This is a genomic window from Catenuloplanes sp. NPDC051500, from assembly GCF_044454585.1.
Lineage (GTDB): Bacteria > Actinomycetota > Actinomycetes > Mycobacteriales > Micromonosporaceae > Catenuloplanes.
Window position 1 is genome coordinate 341,482 of sequence record NZ_JBITDX010000004.1, and the last position, 19,241, is coordinate 360,722.

Annotated in this window: 20 protein-coding genes; 14 read left to right on the forward strand and 6 right to left on the reverse strand. The window is 71.6% G+C overall.

The genetic code is table 11. The features are described 5' to 3' along the window. Positions 1–36 precede the first annotated feature (36 nt). From ACIA8K_RS10840 to ACIA8K_RS10875, 8 genes are read left to right on the forward strand one after another with little or no spacing between them, the layout of a single operon-like run. On the forward strand, positions 37–1,587 hold the full coding sequence (locus ACIA8K_RS10840) for a CpaF family protein (RefSeq protein WP_396057301.1): 1,551 nt from the start codon (positions 37–39) through the stop codon (positions 1,585–1,587). A gap of 25 nt (positions 1,588–1,612) precedes the next feature. Beyond that, positions 1,613–2,521 carry a type II secretion system F family protein gene (locus ACIA8K_RS10845; protein ID WP_396057303.1) on the forward strand — a complete coding sequence of 303 codons (909 nt, stop codon included), beginning with the start codon at positions 1,613–1,615 and terminating at the stop codon, positions 2,519–2,521. A 14-nt stretch (positions 2,522–2,535) separates the two neighbouring features. Beyond that, positions 2,536–3,408, forward strand: coding sequence for a type II secretion system F family protein (locus tag ACIA8K_RS10850; RefSeq protein ID WP_396057634.1), 873 nt, complete (start codon positions 2,536–2,538; stop codon positions 3,406–3,408). Positions 3,409–3,435: 27 nt separating this feature from the next. Beyond that, positions 3,436–3,651: a hypothetical protein gene (locus tag ACIA8K_RS10855; RefSeq protein WP_396057305.1), complete on the forward strand. Its 216-nt coding sequence runs from the start codon at positions 3,436–3,438 to the stop codon at positions 3,649–3,651. 9 nt (positions 3,652–3,660) lie between these two features. Further along, a complete protein-coding gene (locus tag ACIA8K_RS10860) occupies positions 3,661–4,104 on the forward strand; it encodes a TadE family protein (protein ID WP_396057307.1) in 444 nt (147 codons plus the stop codon). Next, positions 4,101–4,544 (forward strand): TadE/TadG family type IV pilus assembly protein, encoded by a 444-nt coding sequence (locus ACIA8K_RS10865; RefSeq protein WP_396057309.1) that lies wholly within the window; start codon positions 4,101–4,103, stop codon positions 4,542–4,544. The genes ACIA8K_RS10860 and ACIA8K_RS10865 overlap by 4 nt, the downstream gene beginning before the upstream one ends. Beyond that, entirely contained in the window at positions 4,541–4,972 is a 432-nt protein-coding gene (locus tag ACIA8K_RS10870; protein WP_396057311.1) for a pilus assembly protein TadG-related protein, read from the forward strand. Before ACIA8K_RS10865 ends, ACIA8K_RS10870 begins: the two co-directional genes overlap by 4 nt. Before the next feature lie 30 nt (positions 4,973–5,002). After that, complete coding sequence (locus tag ACIA8K_RS10875) at positions 5,003–6,379, forward strand: LysM peptidoglycan-binding domain-containing protein (RefSeq protein ID WP_396057313.1); 1,377 nt, start codon at positions 5,003–5,005, stop codon at positions 6,377–6,379. A gap of 343 nt (positions 6,380–6,722) precedes the next feature. On the opposite strand, the gene ACIA8K_RS10880 is transcribed toward ACIA8K_RS10875, so the two are convergent. After that, positions 6,723–8,492 (reverse strand): hypothetical protein, encoded by a 1,770-nt coding sequence (locus ACIA8K_RS10880; protein WP_396057315.1) that lies wholly within the window; start codon positions 8,490–8,492, stop codon positions 6,723–6,725. Positions 8,493–8,504: 12 nt separating this feature from the next. After that, on the reverse strand, positions 8,505–9,101 hold the full coding sequence (locus ACIA8K_RS10885) for a hypothetical protein (protein ID WP_396057316.1): 597 nt from the start codon (positions 9,099–9,101) through the stop codon (positions 8,505–8,507). A 293-nt stretch (positions 9,102–9,394) separates the two neighbouring features. Here ACIA8K_RS10885 and ACIA8K_RS10890 point away from each other — a divergent pair, with 293 nt between their 5' ends. The 4 genes from ACIA8K_RS10890 to ACIA8K_RS10905 are packed head-to-tail and all read left to right on the forward strand — an operon-like array spanning position 9,395 to position 13,398. Further along, positions 9,395–11,998, forward strand: a complete 2,604-nt coding sequence (locus ACIA8K_RS10890) for a nitrate- and nitrite sensing domain-containing protein (protein WP_396057318.1) — start codon at positions 9,395–9,397, stop codon at positions 11,996–11,998. A 12-nt stretch (positions 11,999–12,010) separates the two neighbouring features. Beyond that, the gene (locus ACIA8K_RS10895; RefSeq protein ID WP_396057636.1) at positions 12,011–12,421 is read left to right on the forward strand and encodes a roadblock/LC7 domain-containing protein; all 411 of its coding nucleotides are present in this window, start codon (positions 12,011–12,013) and stop codon (positions 12,419–12,421) included. Continuing rightward, complete coding sequence (locus ACIA8K_RS10900; RefSeq protein ID WP_396057320.1) at positions 12,411–12,815, forward strand: DUF742 domain-containing protein; 405 nt, start codon at positions 12,411–12,413, stop codon at positions 12,813–12,815. Before ACIA8K_RS10895 ends, ACIA8K_RS10900 begins: the two co-directional genes overlap by 11 nt. Further along, a complete protein-coding gene (locus ACIA8K_RS10905) occupies positions 12,796–13,398 on the forward strand; it encodes a GTP-binding protein (RefSeq protein WP_396057322.1) in 603 nt (200 codons plus the stop codon). The genes ACIA8K_RS10900 and ACIA8K_RS10905 overlap by 20 nt, the downstream gene beginning before the upstream one ends. A gap of 89 nt (positions 13,399–13,487) precedes the next feature. Here ACIA8K_RS10905 and ACIA8K_RS10910 read toward each other — a convergent pair whose 3' ends face one another. From ACIA8K_RS10910 to ACIA8K_RS10925, 4 genes are read right to left on the reverse strand one after another with little or no spacing between them, the layout of a single operon-like run. Continuing rightward, positions 13,488–14,102, reverse strand: coding sequence for a lactate utilization protein C (locus tag ACIA8K_RS10910; RefSeq protein ID WP_396057324.1), 615 nt, complete (start codon positions 14,100–14,102; stop codon positions 13,488–13,490). Continuing rightward, the gene (locus ACIA8K_RS10915; protein ID WP_396057326.1) at positions 14,099–15,499 is read right to left on the reverse strand and encodes a LutB/LldF family L-lactate oxidation iron-sulfur protein; all 1,401 of its coding nucleotides are present in this window, start codon (positions 15,497–15,499) and stop codon (positions 14,099–14,101) included. Before ACIA8K_RS10915 ends, ACIA8K_RS10910 begins: the two co-directional genes overlap by 4 nt. Continuing rightward, positions 15,496–16,230: a (Fe-S)-binding protein gene (locus tag ACIA8K_RS10920; RefSeq protein WP_396057328.1), complete on the reverse strand. Its 735-nt coding sequence runs from the start codon at positions 16,228–16,230 to the stop codon at positions 15,496–15,498. The genes ACIA8K_RS10915 and ACIA8K_RS10920 overlap by 4 nt, the downstream gene beginning before the upstream one ends. A 4-nt stretch (positions 16,231–16,234) precedes the next feature. Continuing rightward, the gene (locus ACIA8K_RS10925) at positions 16,235–16,870 is read right to left on the reverse strand and encodes a GntR family transcriptional regulator (protein ID WP_396057330.1); all 636 of its coding nucleotides are present in this window, start codon (positions 16,868–16,870) and stop codon (positions 16,235–16,237) included. A 72-nt stretch (positions 16,871–16,942) separates the two neighbouring features. Between ACIA8K_RS10925 and ACIA8K_RS10930 the strand changes: the two genes are divergently transcribed. Together ACIA8K_RS10930 and ACIA8K_RS10935 are read left to right on the forward strand one after the other, a co-directional pair. Continuing rightward, positions 16,943–17,980 (forward strand): aldo/keto reductase, encoded by a 1,038-nt coding sequence (locus ACIA8K_RS10930; RefSeq protein ID WP_396057331.1) that lies wholly within the window; start codon positions 16,943–16,945, stop codon positions 17,978–17,980. Next, a complete protein-coding gene (locus ACIA8K_RS10935; protein WP_396057333.1) occupies positions 17,977–19,035 on the forward strand; it encodes a lactonase family protein in 1,059 nt (352 codons plus the stop codon). The genes ACIA8K_RS10930 and ACIA8K_RS10935 overlap by 4 nt, the downstream gene beginning before the upstream one ends. Positions 19,036–19,241 lie beyond the last annotated feature (206 nt).

Genomic DNA, 19,241 nt, shown 5'->3' on the forward strand with positions numbered 1-19,241 from the left:
CCGCCTCGAACGGGCCGATCACGGAGGAGTTGCCGCGTGCGGTTTGAGCCACTGTCCCAGGACCCGCGCCAGCAGCCGCCACCGGCGAACGGGCACCCGCCGGCCAACGGCGCGCCCCCGGCGTTCCCGGCGCAGGCCTTCAACATCGCGCCGCAGCCGGCCGGAAGCACGATGGCGCCGCCGGTCGCGCCGGAGCCACCGCGCCGTGACTACACGGTGGTCAAGGACCTGCGCCGGCGGCTCAGCGAACGGATCACCACGCTTGAACGCGGGCAGAGCCACACGCCCGAGGAGGAGCGGCGTGAGCGGGACCGGCTGGCGGTCTCGGTCGTCGCGGAGTACGCGGACGGGCAGCGCCGCACCGGCACGCCGATCTCCGCCGCCGACGAGCGCGTGCTGCTCGACCTGGTCACCGCGGAGATGGTCGGACTCGGCCGGCTCCAGCGGCTGCTCACCGACCCGACCATCGAGGAGGTGCACGTGCTCGGCTGTGACCGGGTGCGAATCACCCGGCGCAACGGTGGCGTGGACTGGGGCGAGGCGATCGCGGACAGCGACGAGGAAATGATCGAGACCATTCAGGCCGCGGCCCGCCGGGCCGGTGCCACCGAGCGGTCGCTCTCCACGTCGAAGCCCACGCTCGACCTGCAGTTGCCGGACGGCAGCCGGCTCGCCGCGGTGTACCTGGTCAGCCGCCGGCCGTACGCGGTGATCCGCCGGCACAACACGCTTGATGTGACGCTCGACGACATCGCCGGCACCCGCGCGGACCTGGACGAGATGGTCGACCCGCTGCTTCGCGACTTCCTCCGCGCCTCGATGCGCGCCGGCCTGAACATCATGGTCGCCGGGCTGGCCGGCGCCGGGAAGACCACTGTCATCCGCGCGCTGATGCGGGAGATCGCGCCGGACGAGCCGTTCGTGCTGCTTGAGGAGAGCCGCGAGCTGCTTCCCGCGAAGGACGAGAACGGCTACCACCGGGCCGTGATGAGCTTCGAGGCCCGGGAGGGGCACGGCGAGCGCGGCTCGGACGGGCGCCCGGCCGGCGAGGTGACGATCGCGGACCTGATCCCGCTGTCGCTGCGGATGGGCGTGCTGCGCATCATCGTCGGCGAGGTGCGGTCCCGGGAGATCGTTCCGATGCTGCAGGCGATGACCACGAGCCGCGGCTCGATGTGCACGATCCACGCGCGTACCTCAAGTGGTGTGCTGGAGCGGATCATCGAGCTGGCGCTCTCGCACGGCCGTGAGATGACGGTCGAGATGGCCCGCCGGATGGCCGGCAACGCGCTCGACCTGATCGTTTACGTGACGATCGAGGACGAGACCGCGATCGGCGGCCGCAAGCACCGCTTCGTCTCGCACGTCGAAGAGGTCATCGGCATGGGTGAGGGCGGCCGGCTCTCCACCACCACTGTCTTCGGGCCGGGGCGGGACGGCCGTGCGATTCCGATGCACCTGCCCGAGCGGGTCCGTGACCAGCTGATGCGCGTCGGGTACGACCCGCGGATGCTCAGCCGGTACATCGACGCGAAGACCGGCGCCTGGCGCCGTCCCCGGCTGAGTCTGCTGAGGCCCGCGGCATGAGCGACAGGTGCGGGGAGGGATCGGCGTGAATCAGAACGCGAGCCTCTCGCTGATCGCGGCGCTGGCCGGCGCCGCGATCGTCGGCGGCCTGATCCTGGCCGGGGTGGCGCTGTTCGGCCGTCCCGGGCCGTCCACCCCCGACACCCGGCTCACCGTGCAGCTGCGGACGATCTGGAACGGCAGCGACCCGAGCGCGTCCGGCCGCCGGCGGCATCGCGCGCTGATCGTGGCCGCGTTCGCCTGCGGCGCGTTCGCCTGGCTGCTCACCGGCCTGCCGGTGATCGGCGTGCTGGTCGGCATCGCGATCCCGGGTGCGCCGTGGCTGTTCACGGTCGGCCGGGCCGAGCAGCGCGGCATCGCCAGGGTCGAGGCGCTCGGCGAGTGGACCCGCCGCCTCAAGGACGTCTCCAACATCGGCCAGGGCCTCCAGCAGGCCATCGTCAGCACCGCCGCGACCGCGCCCGACACGATCAACAATGAGGTGCGCACGCTCGCGGCCCGGCTGCGCGCCGGCGAGAACGCGCGCGACTCGCTGCTGCTCTTCGCGGACGAGATGGGCGACCCGGTCGCGGACCAGGTGGTGGCCGCGCTGATCCTGCACCTCACGGACCGTGGCGAGCGGCTCAGCGACGTGCTTACCGCGATCGCGGCGGGCGCGGCCGCGGACGTCGCCACCCGGCGCGAGGTGGAGGCGAAACGTACCCAGCCGAGGTTCGCGGTGCGGTTCCTCACCGGTGTCACGCTGTTCGTGCTGGTCCTCGGGCTGTTCAACCCGCAGTACATGCGGCCGTACGACTCCGCGCTCGGCCAGATCGTGATGGCGTCGCTCGGCGCCGTGTTCGTCTCGCTGCTCGCCTGGGTCCGCGGGATGAGCATGCCGCCGCCGGTGCCGCGCTTCCTCAACCCGCCGCGCACCGGGGAGGGGATCCGGTGAACGCCCCCTTCGGCCTGCTCCTCAACACCGACCTGGCGATCGCTGTCGGCGGCGGCGCGGCAGTCGGTGCCGGCGTGTTCCTCTTCGTCCGCGAGCTGATGCCGGCCACTCCCGCGCTCGGCCCGGCGCTGCGCCGACTGCATCAGCAGCGGCAGGCGACAGGTGACGAGCGCAGGCGCCGCCGCCGGCTCGACTGGCTCGGCGGTCTGGCCCGCTGGCTGCGCCCGCCGCAGCAGGAGCTGGACCTGCTCGGCCGTACCCCGGAGCAGTACGCGCTCTCCATCCTGCTCTCCGCACTGTGTGGACTGGTCACGCCGATCGTGGTGGTCACGTTGATGGCCGCGGCCGGCGTACGCCCACCGTTCGTGGTGCCGGTCTTCGCCGGTCTGCTGCTCGCGGTGGCCGCGGCCTGGATCGCGCATCAGGACGTGCTGACCAAGGCCGAGCGCGCGCGACGCGAGTTCAGCCGGGCCGTCTGCACCTACCTGGACCTGGTTGCGCTGCAGATCTCCGCTGCGCACGGCCCGGTCCAGTCCCTCGAACAGGCCGCCGAGATCTGCGACGGCTGGGTGTTCGACCGCATCCGGGACGCGCTGCACATCGCACAACTGCAGATGCGTTCCCCCTGGGAGGAGCTGCGTGAACTCTCCGAGCGCATCGGCGTGCCCGAGCTGGGCGACGTCGGCGCGATCATGCAGTCCTCCGGCACCGAGGGCGCGCAGGTGCACGACACCCTGCGCAGCCGGGCCGACGCCCTGCGCGACCAGATCCGGACCGAGTCGCTGGCCCGGGCCGAGGGCGTCACCAGCCGGCTCGACATCCCCGGTGCCCTGCTCGTCTTCGTCCTGCTCGGCTTTGTTCTCTTCCCGTTCATGGCCCGGGTCTGACCACCACGTCCGAAGGGAGGCCCCACAATGGCCTTACTGCTGAATGCGTATGTCGCCGTCTCCACCCGTCTGGCGAGCCTCAACCGCCCTGAGAACCGGGACCGCGGCGACGGCCCTGTGCCGACAGTGATCATCATCGCCGGGCTGGCCGCGCTGGCCGTGGGCGTTTTGGCCTGGGCGTACGCCAAGGCGAACACGTTCATGGACCACACCACCGGCACCATCCCGGCCGTGCCCAACTAGTCGACGGTGATGACGGGACCCGCCATCCCAGGCCGCGCACGGTCCACCCGAGACCGTGCGCGGCCGCCGCGTGCCCGGCGCCCGGACCGCGGCGCCTCCCCGGTCGAGCTGGCCATCCTGATGCCGGTCGTGCTCTTCATGCTCTTCGGTGCGATCCAGGTAGCGGCCGTCTACATGGCGCGGGCCACCGCGCTTGCGGCCGCACAGGAAGCGGTCACCGCGGAGCGGATGTTCGCGGCGAAGGACGGCTCCGGCAAGACGCGGGCCGAGAAGTTCATCCTGACCGCGGGGGACTGGCTCACCAAGGCGCAGATCTCCGTGACCGAGACGCCGGACCAGGTCACCTGCGTGGTGAGCGGCACCGCGCTTTCGGTCATCCCCGGCTGGAACATCACTGTCACCCAGTCCGCGAACGGGCCGGTCGAGCGCTTCACACCGGGTGGTGGCGGATGATCCGCCGCGCCGACCGAGGGTCGGTCTCCGTCGAGGTCGCGATCCTCACGCCCGCGTTCCTCGCGCTGATCGTGACCGCGTTCGTGGTCGGCCGGACCGGCACCGCGGCAAACGCTGTCGACCTGGCGGCCCACGACGCTGCCCGGGCCGCCTCCATCTCCCGCAATGCGTCCGCGGCCGACAACGCCGCCCGGAGCGCGGCCCGGACCGCGCTCACCAACGAGGACGTGACCTGCCACAACAGCGACTTCATCAGCTACGGCACGCCGAACTCGCTGACCACCGCGTTCAACCGGAACGTGGGCGAGCCCGCGTCAGTGGTGGTGACCGTGACCTGCGTGATCTCGTTCGCGGACCTCGGTTTCCCGGGTGTGCCGGGCGACCGGGTGATCCGGGCGCGCTACGAGTCGGTGCTCGACACATACCGGAGCAGATCATGATCCGGGCGGGCCGGGACCGCGGGCGGGTCAGCATCTTCCTGGCGATCGCGCTGTTCGCCGTGCTCGTGGTGATCGGCCTGTCCTTCGACGCGGCCGGGCGGCTGCGCACCACGCAGCGCGCGAACAACCTGGCGGCGGAGGCGGCCAGGGCCGGCGGCCAGCAGATCGACCTGGAACGGGCGATGCTCGACGGCGTCCAGGTCGTCGACAGGAACGCCGCCGCCACCGCCGCGGTCGACTACCTGCAACGGGCCGGTGTGGCGGGCGAGGCGAACTGGGTCACCCAGGGCGAGGGCTGTGCCGACACGGCCCGTTGCCTGCGGGTCAACGTGCAGATGACGTACGACATGGTGATGTTGCCGATCTTCGGGTTCCCCGAGCAGGTCACGGTCAACGGCAGCGCCACCGCGGAGCTCAGGACTGATTAGGACCGCACCCACGAGAGAAGGCGACGGGGCATGACGAGCACATACGTCTCCGTACCGCGGAGAATCGGAAGGATCGCGACCGGGCTGGCCGGCCTCGTGCTGCTCGTCGGCCTGCTCGGCGGCGCACCGATCGCGTTGTACCTGATCGCCGGGAACCCGCTCCCGGACCACGTACCCACGTTCGGCGAGGCGGTCACAACACTTACCAGCCCGGACGACGGGCAACTCTTCCTGCGCGCGCTCGCGCTGGTCGGCTGGCTCGGCTGGCTGACGTTCGCGCTCTCCGTGCTGATCGAGTTGTGCGCGCTGGTGCTGCGGGTGCCCGCGCCGCACCTGCCCGGCATGCGCACCCAGCAGCGGATGGCGACCGCGCTCATCGCGTCGGTCACGCTTATCGTCTCCACCGGCGCCGCGGCGTCCGCGTCCGCGCTCGGCTTCGGGCAGACCACCACCGGGTACGCGATGACACCGGCCGGCGCGCCGAGCATCGGCATTCCCGGCGACACGCCGCTGCACGTCGGCTACCAGAGCCAGACGCCGGCCCACACCGCAGGTTTCGGCGCCGCCCCGGTCCGTCAGGCGACCCCGGACCTGATTCCCGCCGCCCAGAACAACACCTGGGATCAAGGACCCTGGAGTGGTACGCCCGGGAGCGGCCCGCTGCACACGGCGACCGGCGGCGACGGTGGCGGTGCGCAGGCCGCGGCGCCGGGCCCGGTCACGGAGGCGCAGGCCGGCGAGCCGGTCTACCGCGTCGAGCAGGACGACTTCCTGGGCGCCATCGCGGACCGCTATCTCGGCGACTTCGAGCGCTACCCGGAGCTGGCCGAGCTCAACAAGATCGGCGACCCGGACCTGATCAAGGCGGGCGACTTCCTGCACCTGCCGGAGAACGCCCAGGACCACGGGGTACGCCAGCACGCGACCGGCCTGGTCGATGCGCCACCCCCGGCCGACGCGACGCCGCCGGCCACTCCCGGCGAGGCGGATCCGGCCCCGGTGCCCGGCAACTCGTCAGCTCCCGCGCCGACCACACCCGCACCCGCGCCGACCACGGCAGCCCCGAGCACGCCCGCACCCAGCGCCTCTGCGCCCGGTGCGTCCGCGCCCGGTGCGTCCGCGCCCGGTGCGTCCGCGCCCGGTGCGTCCGCGCCAGGCTCGGCAGCGCCCGGCACCGCGACTCCCGGACCGGCCGCCGCGGGTGGTCAGGGGACGCAGACGCCCGCGCCGCATCACGGCGAGGACCCGCTCGGCGGACTCAACGGCGCCAAGGGACTGGACGGCAACGACCGCGGGCCGCTACCGCTCGCCGTCTCTGCGGTGCTGGCCGCTGCTGCGGTGGTGGGTGCACAGGTCGGCGCGTTGTTCGGCCTCCGCGACCGCCGTCGCCGGCCGAGCCGCCACTGACGCTGTTGCCCGGGTCGTGCGGTGGCATCGCTGGCGGGCGGCTTCTGAGGTTGTCGGCTGGGTTGTGTGGGTGATGCCTGCCGGCCGGGCGGCTACTGATGGTGTCGGCAGGGGCGCGCGGGTGAGCCTGCCGGCCGGACGGCTTCTGACGCCTGCTGCAGGGTCGGGACCGTCGTCGGCAGCGGAGTGTGGTCACTGGCACCGCCGGCCGAACCGAGGCTGCCGTCGTACCGTGGCGGCGGTTGATCTGTGAATTGTGGGCGGGCCGACGTGCGCCGAGCCGCAGTGGTCTGGAAACGCGAACGCGGCCGTCCCGGTGGGACGGCCGCGAATCGTGTCGGGGTCAGAGTCCGAGGATGCGGTCCAGGAAGTCGCGCTGGCGGCGGACCAGCACGCGCAGCTGCTCGGTGTCGCCCTGGCCGGAGTTGCCGCCGCCCAGCGCCTCCCGCTGCTCGGTGATCGCCGCGTTGAGCGCGGTGACCACCTCGTCGATAAGCGTGCCGGCGTCCGACGCGGCCTGGGCCGGGTCGTCCACGAAGCGCAGCTGCACCTCGCGCCAGCGGTCGCGGAAGTCGCCCGCCTTGTCCTGGCTGAAGAACGCGGCCAGCGCCGGCTGCTCCGGCACGTCGCCGGGGAGCAGTTCGACCGGCTCGTCCGTGGCGGTGGGCGTCTCGATCGCGTCGGCCGGGGCCGGGACCGGCTCGATCGGCACGGCGGCCGAGGCGTCGGACACGAGCGGCTCGCCGTCCGGGGCCACCCGCTGGCTGTCCGGGAAGCCGTCGCGGTCCCGGTCCTTCGTGGCGACGCCTGCTACTGCGGCGCCGGCGGCCGCACCGGCGGCGACGCCGAGCGCGGTGGTGTCGGCAGTGTCCGTCTTCACAGGCTCTCCCTCGACATGCTCGTCGTCATCGACGCCGGCGGCGTCATCAATGTCGTGTGCGCTGGCGGCGTCGTCGGTGTCGTGTGCGCCGGCGGGGTCGTCGGTGTCGTGTGCGCCGGCGGGGTCGTCGGCGTCGTGCGTGCCAGCGGGGTCGTCGGTGTCGCGCGCACTGGCGGCGTCATCGGTGTCGTGTGCGGCGTCGGTGTCGTGTGCGCCGGCGGCGTCGCTGGTGTCATCCACGACGGTGTACTCGGGGCCATCCACGTCGGTGGCGTCACGGGTGTCGTCGATGCCTGTGACATCCGGGGTCTCGTCGATGCCGGTGGCGTGCGAGGTGTCGGCGGCGGCGTCGTCGTTCGCGTCGATGTCCCGAGCGTCGTGGTGGCCGTCGTCGACTACGACGGCGTCCCGGGTGTCGTCGACCACGACTGCGTCCGGAGTGTCGTCGTGGGCGTCCTCGACCACGACCGCGTCCGGGGTGTGCTCAGCGGCGTCGCCGTCCTGGGTGTCCTCAGCGCGGAGCGGCTTGTCGTCCGCCGTGCCGAAGCCTTCGGAGTCGTCGGCCGTCCCGAAGCCCTGCGTGTCGCCGGCCGTCCCGAAGCCCTCGACTGCCTCGGCGCGGATCGGCTTGCCGGTTTCGTCGTCGTCCTCGGCCAGGTGGGCGGGGGTGGCGTCGTCCACCTGGTCCCCGGTCCGGTGCGGCTCGTCCACGGCGGAACCGAAGCCCTCGACCACCTCGGCGTGGTCGGCGTCGTGCGCCGCACCGAAGCCCTCGGAGTCCGGCACGGAGGCAGTGCCCACGGCAGGGGAGTCTTCCTCACGGCGGGCCGCCTGCTCCGAGGCCGCCACCGCACCGCCCACCGTGGCCGCGCCGAAAGCGGTGTCCTGCGGCGCAGGCTCGACGAACACCGGCTCGTCCGAGACCACGTCCGCGTCGACCGGCTCGCCGTCGTGGGCCGAGCTGTCGTCCTCGACAGTCAGGGGTGCCTCGTCGTCGACGTGGCCGTTCCGATCCGTGCCGGTGTCCGTGTCCGCGAACCCGCCGGAGATGTGCGGGCTGTCGTCGGCGTCGCGCCCGGTGGAGATGTGCGGGCTGTCCGCGGCGTCCGGCCCGCGGTCGGTGTCGTTCTCGTCGGAGGCGCGCTGGGCCGGCACCGGCTCCGTGCGTACCGTGTCGTCGGTGGTGTCGGTGTCGTCAGGCTTCGAGTGCGACTCGCTCTGGAAGAAACGCATCGGAAGGTCTCCTCACCGGTGGCTGGTGTGGGTGTTCTCGGTGGAACTGGCGGGAGATGCCGGCGGCACGGGATCGGTGCCGAGGAGCTCACCGAAGAGTGCGCGGTAGTGCACGAGCGCCTTGCGGAGCTGCTCGGTGCTGGCCTCACCACGGGCGCTGGCGACGCTGATTTCGTGCGCGTCCCGGTAGTGGCCGAGCGTGTTCGCGTGCTCGACCGAGAGGTGGCGGAGCTGCTCTTCGTAGTTCTCAGTAGGGTATCCGCGTTCCGCCACCAGCTGGGTAACGAGTTCATCAGCTTCGGCGACCGCGTCGACGGGGGAGTCGATGAACGTGGCCTGGATCCGCTCCCACTCGGTGGTGTAGCGGGTGCGGGACTCGTCGCTGATGGGCGTGATGGTGAGCTCGGCGTGGCGGCGCTCGCGTTCGAGCAGCTCCTTCTCGGCGGCCTCCTTGCTGCCCGCCTCGGCCACGGTGCGGTCGTATTCGGGTCCGAAGCGTTCCTGGAGCCGCTTGCCACCGCGGCGGCTGCCGTAGAGGACGGCTGCGGCGGCGACCGCGAGCACGATGACGGCGATGATGACGAGGACGACGATCTGCGTACCGGACATGGGTTCCTCCTTCTCCGCAGCTAATGCCCGGTGGAAGGTGATCGCCAATCCCGGTTCGCGGGGTTTCTTCACGAAGTGCGCGAACCATGATCATTTTAGGGTCACCGGCGGTGAGCGGACGGTGTCGCATTCCTGGTCCGTCTACTCAGGTCCTGGGTGAGGTAGTGCACACGCCGTCGATTACGTATCCTGCCCAGCGGGGAAGACGCGGTGTCGGCCCTGCCGATCGGCTCAGCGGACGAGGTCTGATGAATATCCGGAACTGGTCAATCCGATCGAAGATCATCGCGCTGGTGTCGGTACCGCTCGCCGCGCTGATGGCGCTCTGGGCCTTCGCCACCGCGTTGACCGTCGGCCCCGCCATGGTGCTGCTGTCTTCCCAGGACGTGCTCGACCAGGTCGGCCGTCCCGGCGAGGAGCTGGTGGCCAATCTGCAGCAGGAGCGCCGGCTGTCGCTGATCTACCTGGCGGGCAACGCGAGCACGCCGACCGCGCGGCAGGACAACGTGGCGCTTACCGAGCAGCGCACGCGGACGGACGCGGCGATGACGGCGTTCCGGCAGCGCTCGGTGAATCACTCGGACATCGGCGATGAGCTCGACCGCCGTCTGGAGACCGCCTACACGTCGCTTGACGCACTCCCGCAGCAGCGCGAGTTCATCGACTCGCGGGATGTGGACAAGCCCGGCGCGCTGCGCTTCTACAGCGACGTGATCGGCAAGATGTTCATGGTCTTCGACCTGCTCAGCCGGTACGACGACCCGGTGCTGAACCGCCGGGCCGGCGCGATGGCCCAGCTCGGCCAGGCCCGCGAGGTGCTCGGCCAGGTCGACGCGCTGGTGGCCGGCGCCTCGACCGCGGGCAAGTTCCAGATCAGTGAACACGGTCAATTGGTGCAGATCATCGGTACGTACAGGTACCTCTACATCACCGCCGTGGCGGATCTCGACGCGGAGACGCGGGCACGCTACAACCTATTGATCCAGTCGCCGGTCTTCGAGCGCCTGGAAAGCATGGAGAACACGCTCATCACGTCCGGGGCGGACAACAAGACCGTGCCGATCGGCCTGCTCCAGTGGACGCGGACCCACGTGCAGGTCTCGCTGCAGCTGCGCAACTTCGAGCAGTTCACCTCGGACCGGGTCGCCGAGGCCGCGGTGCCGCTCGCGGTCCGTACCCTCGGCATGCTCGCCGCGGCAGGTCTCCTCGGCCTCGCCGCGATGGTGTTGTCGCTTGTCATCTCCGTCCGGGTCGGCCGCTCGCTGATCCGGCGGCTCTACGACCTGCGCGGCGCCGCCTCCGACCTGGCCGAGAAGCGGTTGCCCGACGTCGTCGGCCGGCTGCGGCGCGGCGAGGTGGTCGACGTTTCCGCGGAGGCGCCACGCCTTGAGTTCGGCACCGACGAGATCGGCCAGCTCGGCGACGCGTTCACCGAGGTGCAGCGCACCGCCGTGCAGGCAGCGGTCGACGAGGCGGACCTGCGCCGCGGCCTGAACGACGTCTTCCTCAACATCGCGCGGCGCAGCCAGACGCTGCTGCACCGCCAGCTCGCGCTGCTTGACCGGATGGAGCGCCGGGTCACAGACCCGGACGAGCTGGGTGACCTGTTCAAGGTCGACCACATGGCCACGCGCATGCGGCGCCACGCGGAGGACCTGGTGATCCTCGCGGGCGCGGTCCCCGGCCGCGGCTGGCGCAACCCGGTCCCGATGATCGACGTGGTCCGCGGCGCAGTCTCCGAGGTCGAGGACTACGCGCGCGTCGACATCGACGTGGCGGACGACATCGCTGTGGTCGGCCGCGCGGTCGGCGACGTGATCCACCTGCTCGCCGAGCTGATCGAGAACGGCACGTCGTTCTCGCCGCCGCACACCCGGGTCCGGGTCGGCGGCCAGATCGTGCCGAACGGGTACGCGATAGAGGTCGAGGACCGCGGCCTCGGCATGACGCCGGAGGAGCTGGAGGACGCGAACCGCAGGCTCGCCGAGCCGCCGGACTTCGACCCGGCCAACAGCGCCCGTCTCGGCCTGTTCGTGGTCGCCCAGCTGGGCGCGCGGCATCAGATACAGGTCAGCCTGCGCGTGTCGCCGTACGGCGGCGTGACCGCGGTCCTGCTGATCCCGGGCGAGCTGGTCTCCCGGGTCGAGCCCGCGCTGCCCAGGTTCGCGGTGGCCCAGCCGTCCTCGCCGAACGGCCGCGCCGGAAACACGGTCGTGGCCCACCCGGCCATGCCGCGGGAGATCGAGGCGGCGCCCTCGGATCCCGCGCGCACGGGCAGGCCGGCGGGTGAGACGATCGGCACGGTCGTGGTCGATGGAATGGAGCTGCCCGGCCGCCGTTCGACGAGGCGGCGGAAGCAGGCAACCCCGGTTCCGTCGGCCACATCGGACACGGAGAATAGAGCGACAGAGGACGGCGAGGACGCGCCGACGCTCGCCATACCGCAGCGCCCGCAATCCGGGGTCCGGGCGCCGGGGCAGGCGACGGCCGACGCGGAGCCGGGGGACGACCCGGAGGGGACCACCACCATGGACGGCCTGCCCAAACGCGTTCGCCAGGCGAATCTGGCACCGAAACTCCGTCCCGGGCTGCAGTCGGCCGTGCCGGCCGTGCCCGAGGCGGCGCCGCGATCACCGGACCAGGCGCGCAACCTGATGTCCGCGTTGCAGGCGGGCACCAACCGGGGCCGTAAGGCAGCCGAGGCGATGATGACCGGCCAGCCGGTGCCGGAGCAGCGGGGCGAGGCCGTGCGCGGCACCGCGACGCCGCCGCCCGGGGCCGTACTGATGCCGGCGCCGGACGCCCGGATCCCGTCGGTCGGATCGCCGACCACCGTTCAATCCGCTGCGGCCGCTGATACCGCCACGGAGCACCGAGAAGCAGACAGGGACGCATAAGTGGCACAGCAGATGACCTCCAACGCCAACCTCAGCTGGCTGCTCGACGACCTGATCGACCGGGTCCCGACGGCAGACCAGGCTGTGGTGCTCTCCTCCGACGGCCTGCTCATGGGCGCGTCGAGGAACCTGAGCAGGGAGGACGCGGAGCACCTGTCCGCGATGGCGGCCGGCTTCCAGAGCCTTGCCAAGGGCGCCAGCCGCCACTTCGGCGCGGGGCCGGTCCGGCAGACCATCATCGAGATGGAGTCCGCGTACCTCTTCGTGACCGCGGCCGGCGCGGGCGCCTGTCTCGCCGTGCTCGCCGCGTCTGACTCCGATATCGGGCTGATCGCCTATGAGATGGCCATGCTCGTCACCCGGGTGGGGCAGAACATGAGCGCCACCCAGCGAACCCTGGGGGTACGCACAGATGCGGGATAGACCACCGGACGTGCCCGGCCGGCCGGACCAGCCGGAGATGCACTGGATGGACGACGACGCCGGCCCGGTCGTCCGGGCGTACGCGGTGACCGGCGGCCGGGTGCGCCCGGTGGCCGGGGGCTTCGACCTGGTGGCGTTCGTCGTCTCCCGGGTGACGGACGCCGCGCTGCCGATTCACCTGAGTCCGGAGCAGCGCGCCATCCTCGCGGCCTCGGCGGAGCCGCTCTCCGTGGCCGAGGTGGCGGCGAAGTTGAACCTCGCGCTCGGCGTGATCCGGGTCCTCCTCGGCGACCTGCTGGCCGCCAACCTCATCTCCATGTACGAGCCGCCCGCGGCGCGCCGGCATGACGAAGACATCCTCAAGGCGGTTGTTAATGGACTCCGTGCTCTTTGACGAGCGGGCGGCGCAGGTGCCGACCGCTCTCAAGATCTTGATCGCGGGCGGCTTCGGTGCCGGGAAGACGACGCTTGTCGGCTCCGTGAGCGAGGTCCGCCCGTTGCAGACCGAGGAGGTGCTCACCGGCATGGGCCTGGACGTGGACGACACGTTCGGTGTCGAGCAGAAGGGCACCACCACTGTCGCGATGGACTTCGGCCGCATCACGATCAGCGAGGACCTGCAGATCTACCTGTTCGGCACGCCCGGCCAGGACCGGTTCTGGTTCCTCTGGGACGAGCTGGCGTTCGGCGCGCTCGGCGCGGTCGTGCTCGCGGACACCCGCCGCCTCGCGGACTGCTTCCCCTCGGTGGACTACTTCGAGCAGCGTGGCACGCCGTTCGTGGTCGCGGTCAACATGTTCGAGGGCCACAGCGAGATCACCGAGACCGCGCTGCGGACCGCGCTCGACCTGGACCCCGAGGTGCCGATCGTGCTCTGCGACGCCCGCGACCGCCGCTCCGGCAAGAGCGTCCTGATCGCGCTTGTCGAGTACGTCGCCGAGCGCCGCGGGCTCAGCCTCGCGGGGGCGCCGTCATAGGGAGCACGGCGCCGAAGATGAGCAGCTGCCGCAGGGCGTAGGCGCGGTCCGGCTGAGGTCTTCTACGAGCTGTTCGGGCCGAAGGCCTGTCAACCCCGCGTCGCGATGATCACGTCGAGGCGGCGTGGGCCGTGTACGCCCTCGACCCGGTTCAGCTCGATGTCGCTTGTCGCGGACGGCCCGGAGATGAGCGTGAGCGGCCGTGCCGGGTCCGCCAGCCGGGCCAGCGCGGCCGGCACACCACCGGTGATCTGGTCGGTCCACACCACGCAGACGTGGTGGTCCGGGACCAGGCTGAGCACCCGGCGCCCCTGGTCCGGCGCGGCGTCCAGGATCAGCGTGCCGGTGGCCGCGATCGCGACCGCGCAGCCGGTGACCACTGTGACGCCGGGCGCGTCAAGCGCCTCGACGGAGAGCGGCGCGCCGGCGGCGTCCCGGACGACCGGCCCGGCCAGCCACTCCGGCGGCAGGCCGGGCGGGACGACCACCGTGGCGGACGCGGCAACGAGCCCGCCGAGCACCTCCGGAAGCGTCGCCGCGACCGCCCGGTGCACGCCGGCCTTGTAGTCGACGAGCCGGTCCACAAGCACCTCGACCACGTCGATGCCGGTCAGGTCGGGCAGGTAGTCCCGGGGCACTGTCACCGGGGTGGTCGGCCGGTGCGTCCGTACCCGGGCCAGGATCTCCTCGCGTGCGCTTGTCATCGTGTGGTCCACCATTCGCGGAAGGTCTGCTTCGGCGGCAGCGGGAGGTCGCGGCTGGCCGTCCACGCGGACGCCGGCCACGGCAGCCTCCTGATCGACCGGCCACGCAGCGGCGCGCTGCCCCGGCGGGCGGCGCGCAGGGCCGCGACGTACCGCCGCCGGTCTCTCATGATCCACGACAGCGTGGCGAACGCGGCCTGCTCCGCGCGCGGCTTCGGGCCCTTCTGCCGCAGGTGGACCAGCACCTCGGGGATGTTGATCCGCACCGGGCAGGCGTCGAAGCAGGCGCCGCAGAGCGAGGACGCGTACGGCAGCGTCTTGTTGGCGCCGCCGCCGGTCATCTGCGGGGACAGGATCGCGCCGATCGGGCCGGGGTAGACCGAGCCGTACGCGTGCCCGCCCACCCGCTCGTAGACCGGGCACACGTTCAGGCAGGCCGAGCAGCGGATGCAGCGCAGCGCCTGGCGTCCCACCTCGTCCTCCAGAACTGCGGTCCGCCCGTTGTCGATCAGCACGATGTGCGTGGTCTGCGGCCCGTCGCCGGGCGTGACGCCGGTCCACATCGACGTGTACGGGTTCATCCGCTCGCCTGTCGACGAGCGCGGCAGCAGCTGAAGGAACACTTCGAGCGACGAGAAGTCCGGCAGGATCTTCTCGATGCCGACCACCGAGATCAGCGTCTGTGGCAGCGTCAGGCACATCCGCCCGTTGCCCTCGGACTCGACCACCACGAGCGTGCCGGTGTCCGCAATCGCGAAGTTCGCCCCGGAGATGCCGACAGTGGCGCTGAGGAACTTGGCCCGCAGGTGCCTGCGCGCGGCCTCGGCGAGCGCGGGCGGGTCGTCGGTCAGCCCTTGAGCGACCCCGGGCATCTTGGACAGGAAGATGTCCCGGATCTGGCTGCGGTTGTAGTGGATGGCCGGGACCAGGATGTGTGACGGCGTGTCCTCGGCGAGCTGCACGATCAGCTCGGCCAGGTCGGTCTCGGTGGCCGCGATCCCGGCCGCCTCAAGCGCCTCGTTGAGCCCGATCTCCTGGGTCGCCATCGACTTGACCTTGACGACCTCGCGCGCCGCGGTCTCCTTCACGAGCGCGGTGACGATCTCGCACGCCTCGCCCGCGTCGCGCGCCCAGTGCACCACCGCGCCGGCCCTGGTAGCCGACTCCTCGAAGCGTTCCAGCAGCTCGGGCAGGCGGGCGAGCACGTCGTCCTTGATCGCGGCGCCGGCCAGCCGCAGCTGCTCCCAGTCGTCGACCTCGCCGACCACGCGCAGCCGCTTGTCCCGGATCGTGTGCGTGGCGCGCCGCAGGTTGGCCCGCAGCTGCGCGTCGTCGAGCTCCAGCCGCGCCGCGTCCGGGAACGGCTTCAGCGCGACGATGTTCCCGGTGCCGTTCATGCTGCGCTCCCGGTGCTGGCGAGGATCTCGGCGTAGTGGAGCGGCTTGGCCGTGGAGGACGCGCGCCGGGACAGCCCGCCGCCGATGTGCATCAGGCAGGAGTTGTCCGCGGCCACCACGTACTCGGCGCCGGTCGAGTCCACCGCGCCGCACTTGTCGGCAAGCATCGCGGACGACACGCCGGAGTTCTTCACCGCGAACGTACCGCCGAACCCGCAGCACTCCTCGGCGCCGTCGAGTTCCCGGAGCTCCAGCCCCGAGACCGCGCGCAGCAGCGACATCGGCTTGTCGCCAAGGCGCAGCATCCGCAGCCCGTGACAGGTCGGGTGATACGTGACGGTGTGCGGGAAGACGGCGCCCACATCTGTCACGCCGAGCACGTCGACAAGCAGCTCCGCGAGCTCATAGGTGCGCGGCGCGACCTCGGCCACACCCGCTTCAAGATCAGGATCACCCAGGGCCAGCCGGGGGTACGAGTCGCGCACCATCGCCACGCACGAGCCGGACGGGGCCACCACCGCGTCGTACCCCCGGAAGGTGGTGATGAACCCGCGGACCATCGGCATCGCCTCCGCGCGGTATCCGGAGTTCGCATGCATCTGCCCGCAGCAGGTCTGTGCCTCGGGGAAGTCGACAGTGTGGCCGAGCCGCTCCAGCACGGTCACCACGGCCTTGCCGGTGTCCGGGAACATCAGGTCGTTCACGCAGGTGATGAAGAGCGCTATCCGCACGGCGTCAGCTCCGGAGGTAGGTCAGGTGCCGCGCGCGGGCGGCGGTGATGTGGTCACGCATGGCAGTGGCGGCCGCCGGCCCGTCGCCGGCCGCGATCGCGTCGACGATCCGGTGGTGCTCGGCCGCGCTGGTCCCGTAGTGGGTCTGCGGGAAGTTGAGCCGGAACAGGTGCAGGTGCGAGCGCAGCCGGACGATCGCGTCGTGAAGCATCGCGTTCCCGGACAGCTCCGCGACCCGATGGTGGAACCTGGCGTCCTGCGCGGTGAACGCGGCGATCCCGGCGAACCCGGGTGCATCAGGCGAGGCGGGCAGGTCGGCCTCGGCACGGAGATCCTCGGCGTAGGCCGCCTTCGCCGCCGCGGCCGGCTCCAGCAGCAGCCGCATCTCGACCAGCTCCTCGAACTCGGCCCGGCTGAGCAGCGGCGACGCGGTGTATCCGGCGAGTGGCCGCTTGCGCACCAGCCCGTCGGACTCCAGCCGGGCCAGCGCTTCGCGGACCGGCGTGGGCGAGACGTCCAGCTGCCGGGCCAGCCCGTCGATGCTGATCTTCTCGCCCGGCGCCACCGCGTGATCCATGATCAGCGTCTGCACCGACGTGTAGACGTCATCGGTGAGCGTGAGTCTCCGAACGGGACGCATCAGCACCTAACCTGAGTGAGCAGTGACACAGAAGGCAGATCCTATAGGATCTACGGTGCGAGGGAGAAGGGCATGAACCCCGCGGCGCGCATCCGGCTCGGCGGCAGCGACGTCCTGGTCACCCGCCTCGGCCTCGGTCTCGCCCCGATCGGCGGCCTCTACGCCCCGGTCGGCGACGCGACCGCCACGGCCGTCATCGACCGCGCCTGGGAGCGCGGCATCCGCCTGTTCGACACCGCGCCGCTCTACGGGCACGGCGTCTCCGAACGGCGCGCCGGCGCTGCCCTGCGCGGCAGGCCGCGGGCACAGTTCGTGCTCTCCACGAAGGTCGGCCGCCTGCTCGTACCCGGCGAGGTCCCCGACCGGCCCGTACCGCTGAAACCCGGCCCTGACCGCACCATGTGGGCGGAGCTGCCGACCGGCGTCACCACCCGCTTCGACTTCTCCGCCGCCGCGATCCGCCGGTCCGTCGCGGAGAGCCTGCACCGCCTCGGCCTGGACCGCATCGACCTGCTCCACCTGCACGACCCGGACGACCACTACCTGCCCGCGCTGCACGAGGCGCTCCCGGCCATGGTGGAACTGCGCACGTCCGGCGTGGTCGGCGCGATCAGCATCGGGATGAACCAGGCGCCGATGCCGGCCGGCCTGATCCGCGCGATGGGCGAGCCCGGCCCGGACGCGGTGCTTGTCGCCGGCCGGTACACGCTGCTCGACCAGTCCGCGCTCGACGACCTGCTCCCCCTGGCGCTCCAGCGCGGCATCTCCGTGCTGGCCGCGGCGCCCTACAACTCCGGCCTGCTCGCCGACCCCACGCCTGGCGCCCGCTTCGACTACGCGCCCGCCGGCCGCGACCTCCTCGACCGCGCACGTCAGATCAAGAGCATCTGCCGGGGGTACGACGTCCCGCTGCGCGCCGCGGCCGTGCAGTTCGCGTTCGGCCACCCGGCCGTCGCGGCCGTGGTCTGCGGCGCCCGCACCCCGGCCGAGGTCGACGACAACGCGGACATGGCGGCCTTCCCGATCCCGGACGAGCTGTGGGTGACGTTGAAGCGGGAGGGCCTCCTCGCCGCGCACGTCCCGGCGCCCTCTGGTTACATCGGTTCATGACCGACGGCGAACTCGTATTCATCGGCAGCTACACCGCGGAGGCCGACGGCCGGGGCGAGGGCATCTACGTGTCCCGCCGCGACCCGCGCACCGGCGAGCTCTCCGCACCGCGCCTGGCCGCCGCCACGCCGTCCCCCTCGTTCCTGGCGCGGCATCCCCGGCTCCCGGTGCTCTACGCGGCCGGCGAGCTGGCCGACGGCCAGGTCACCGCCTGGGCGATCGCTGCGGACGGCGACCTGACGCTGCTCGGCGAGCAGCCCACCGGCGGCGACCACCCGTGCCACCTGGCCGTCACCGCGGACGGCGGGCACCTGGTCACGGCGAACTACGGCAGCGGCAGCGTCTCCGTGCACCCGCTGGACCTGCTCGGCGTGCCGGGGGAGCGGACCGACCTTCGGCAGCACACCGGTTCGGGCCCGGTCGCGGACCGGCAGGAGGGGCCGCACGCGCACATGGCCACGCCGGACCCGGACGGCGACCGCGTCTGGGTGATCGACCTGGGGCTGGACTCGCTCTTCGGGTACCGGCTGGACCCCGCGACCGGCCGGCTGGAAGCGCCCGCCGAGCCGTTTCGCACCCGTCCCGGCACGGGCCCCCGGCACCTGGCGCGCGCGGACGGCCGCCTCTACGTCACCGGCGAGCTGGACGGCTCGATCACCGGGTACGCGGCCGACGCCGACGGCACGCTCACCGAACTCGGCCGGTCGAAGATCACCGATTCGGGCGGCCCGGTGCATGCGTCCGAGATCGGCGTCGGCGCCTCGGGACATTTCGCGTACGTTGCCAACCGCGGGCCCGACACCATTGCCGTATTCGCGCTGAACAGCGACACCGGCGCGCCCGAGTTCACCGGCGAGGTGTCCTCCGGCGGCGAGTGGCCGCGCCATTTCGCACTGATGCCGAGCGTCGATCCGGAGGGCCCGGAGTTCCTCTACGTAGCGAATGAGAGATCGGACTCCGTGATCACCTTCCGTCTCGACCCGGAGACCGGAATCCCGGCTCCCGGGGGCCCGGTGCTGGAGGTAGGCACGCCGACATGCATTCTTCGCGCTTGATCCCGCTTTTTCGGACAATGCCGGGTGTCCGATTTGGCCAATGATCACCGTCATAGGTCTGGACGGGAACCTTAAAGCTTTCCTAAACTACTGTGCCGGTCTAACCGATTCTGCCAACGCGCGGGAACTGATCAATTACGAAGAGTGATTGTGCTGCCATAGAACGGTTTCGTCTCCGTAACTTTCGACCGAACGTCTGTGGCGGT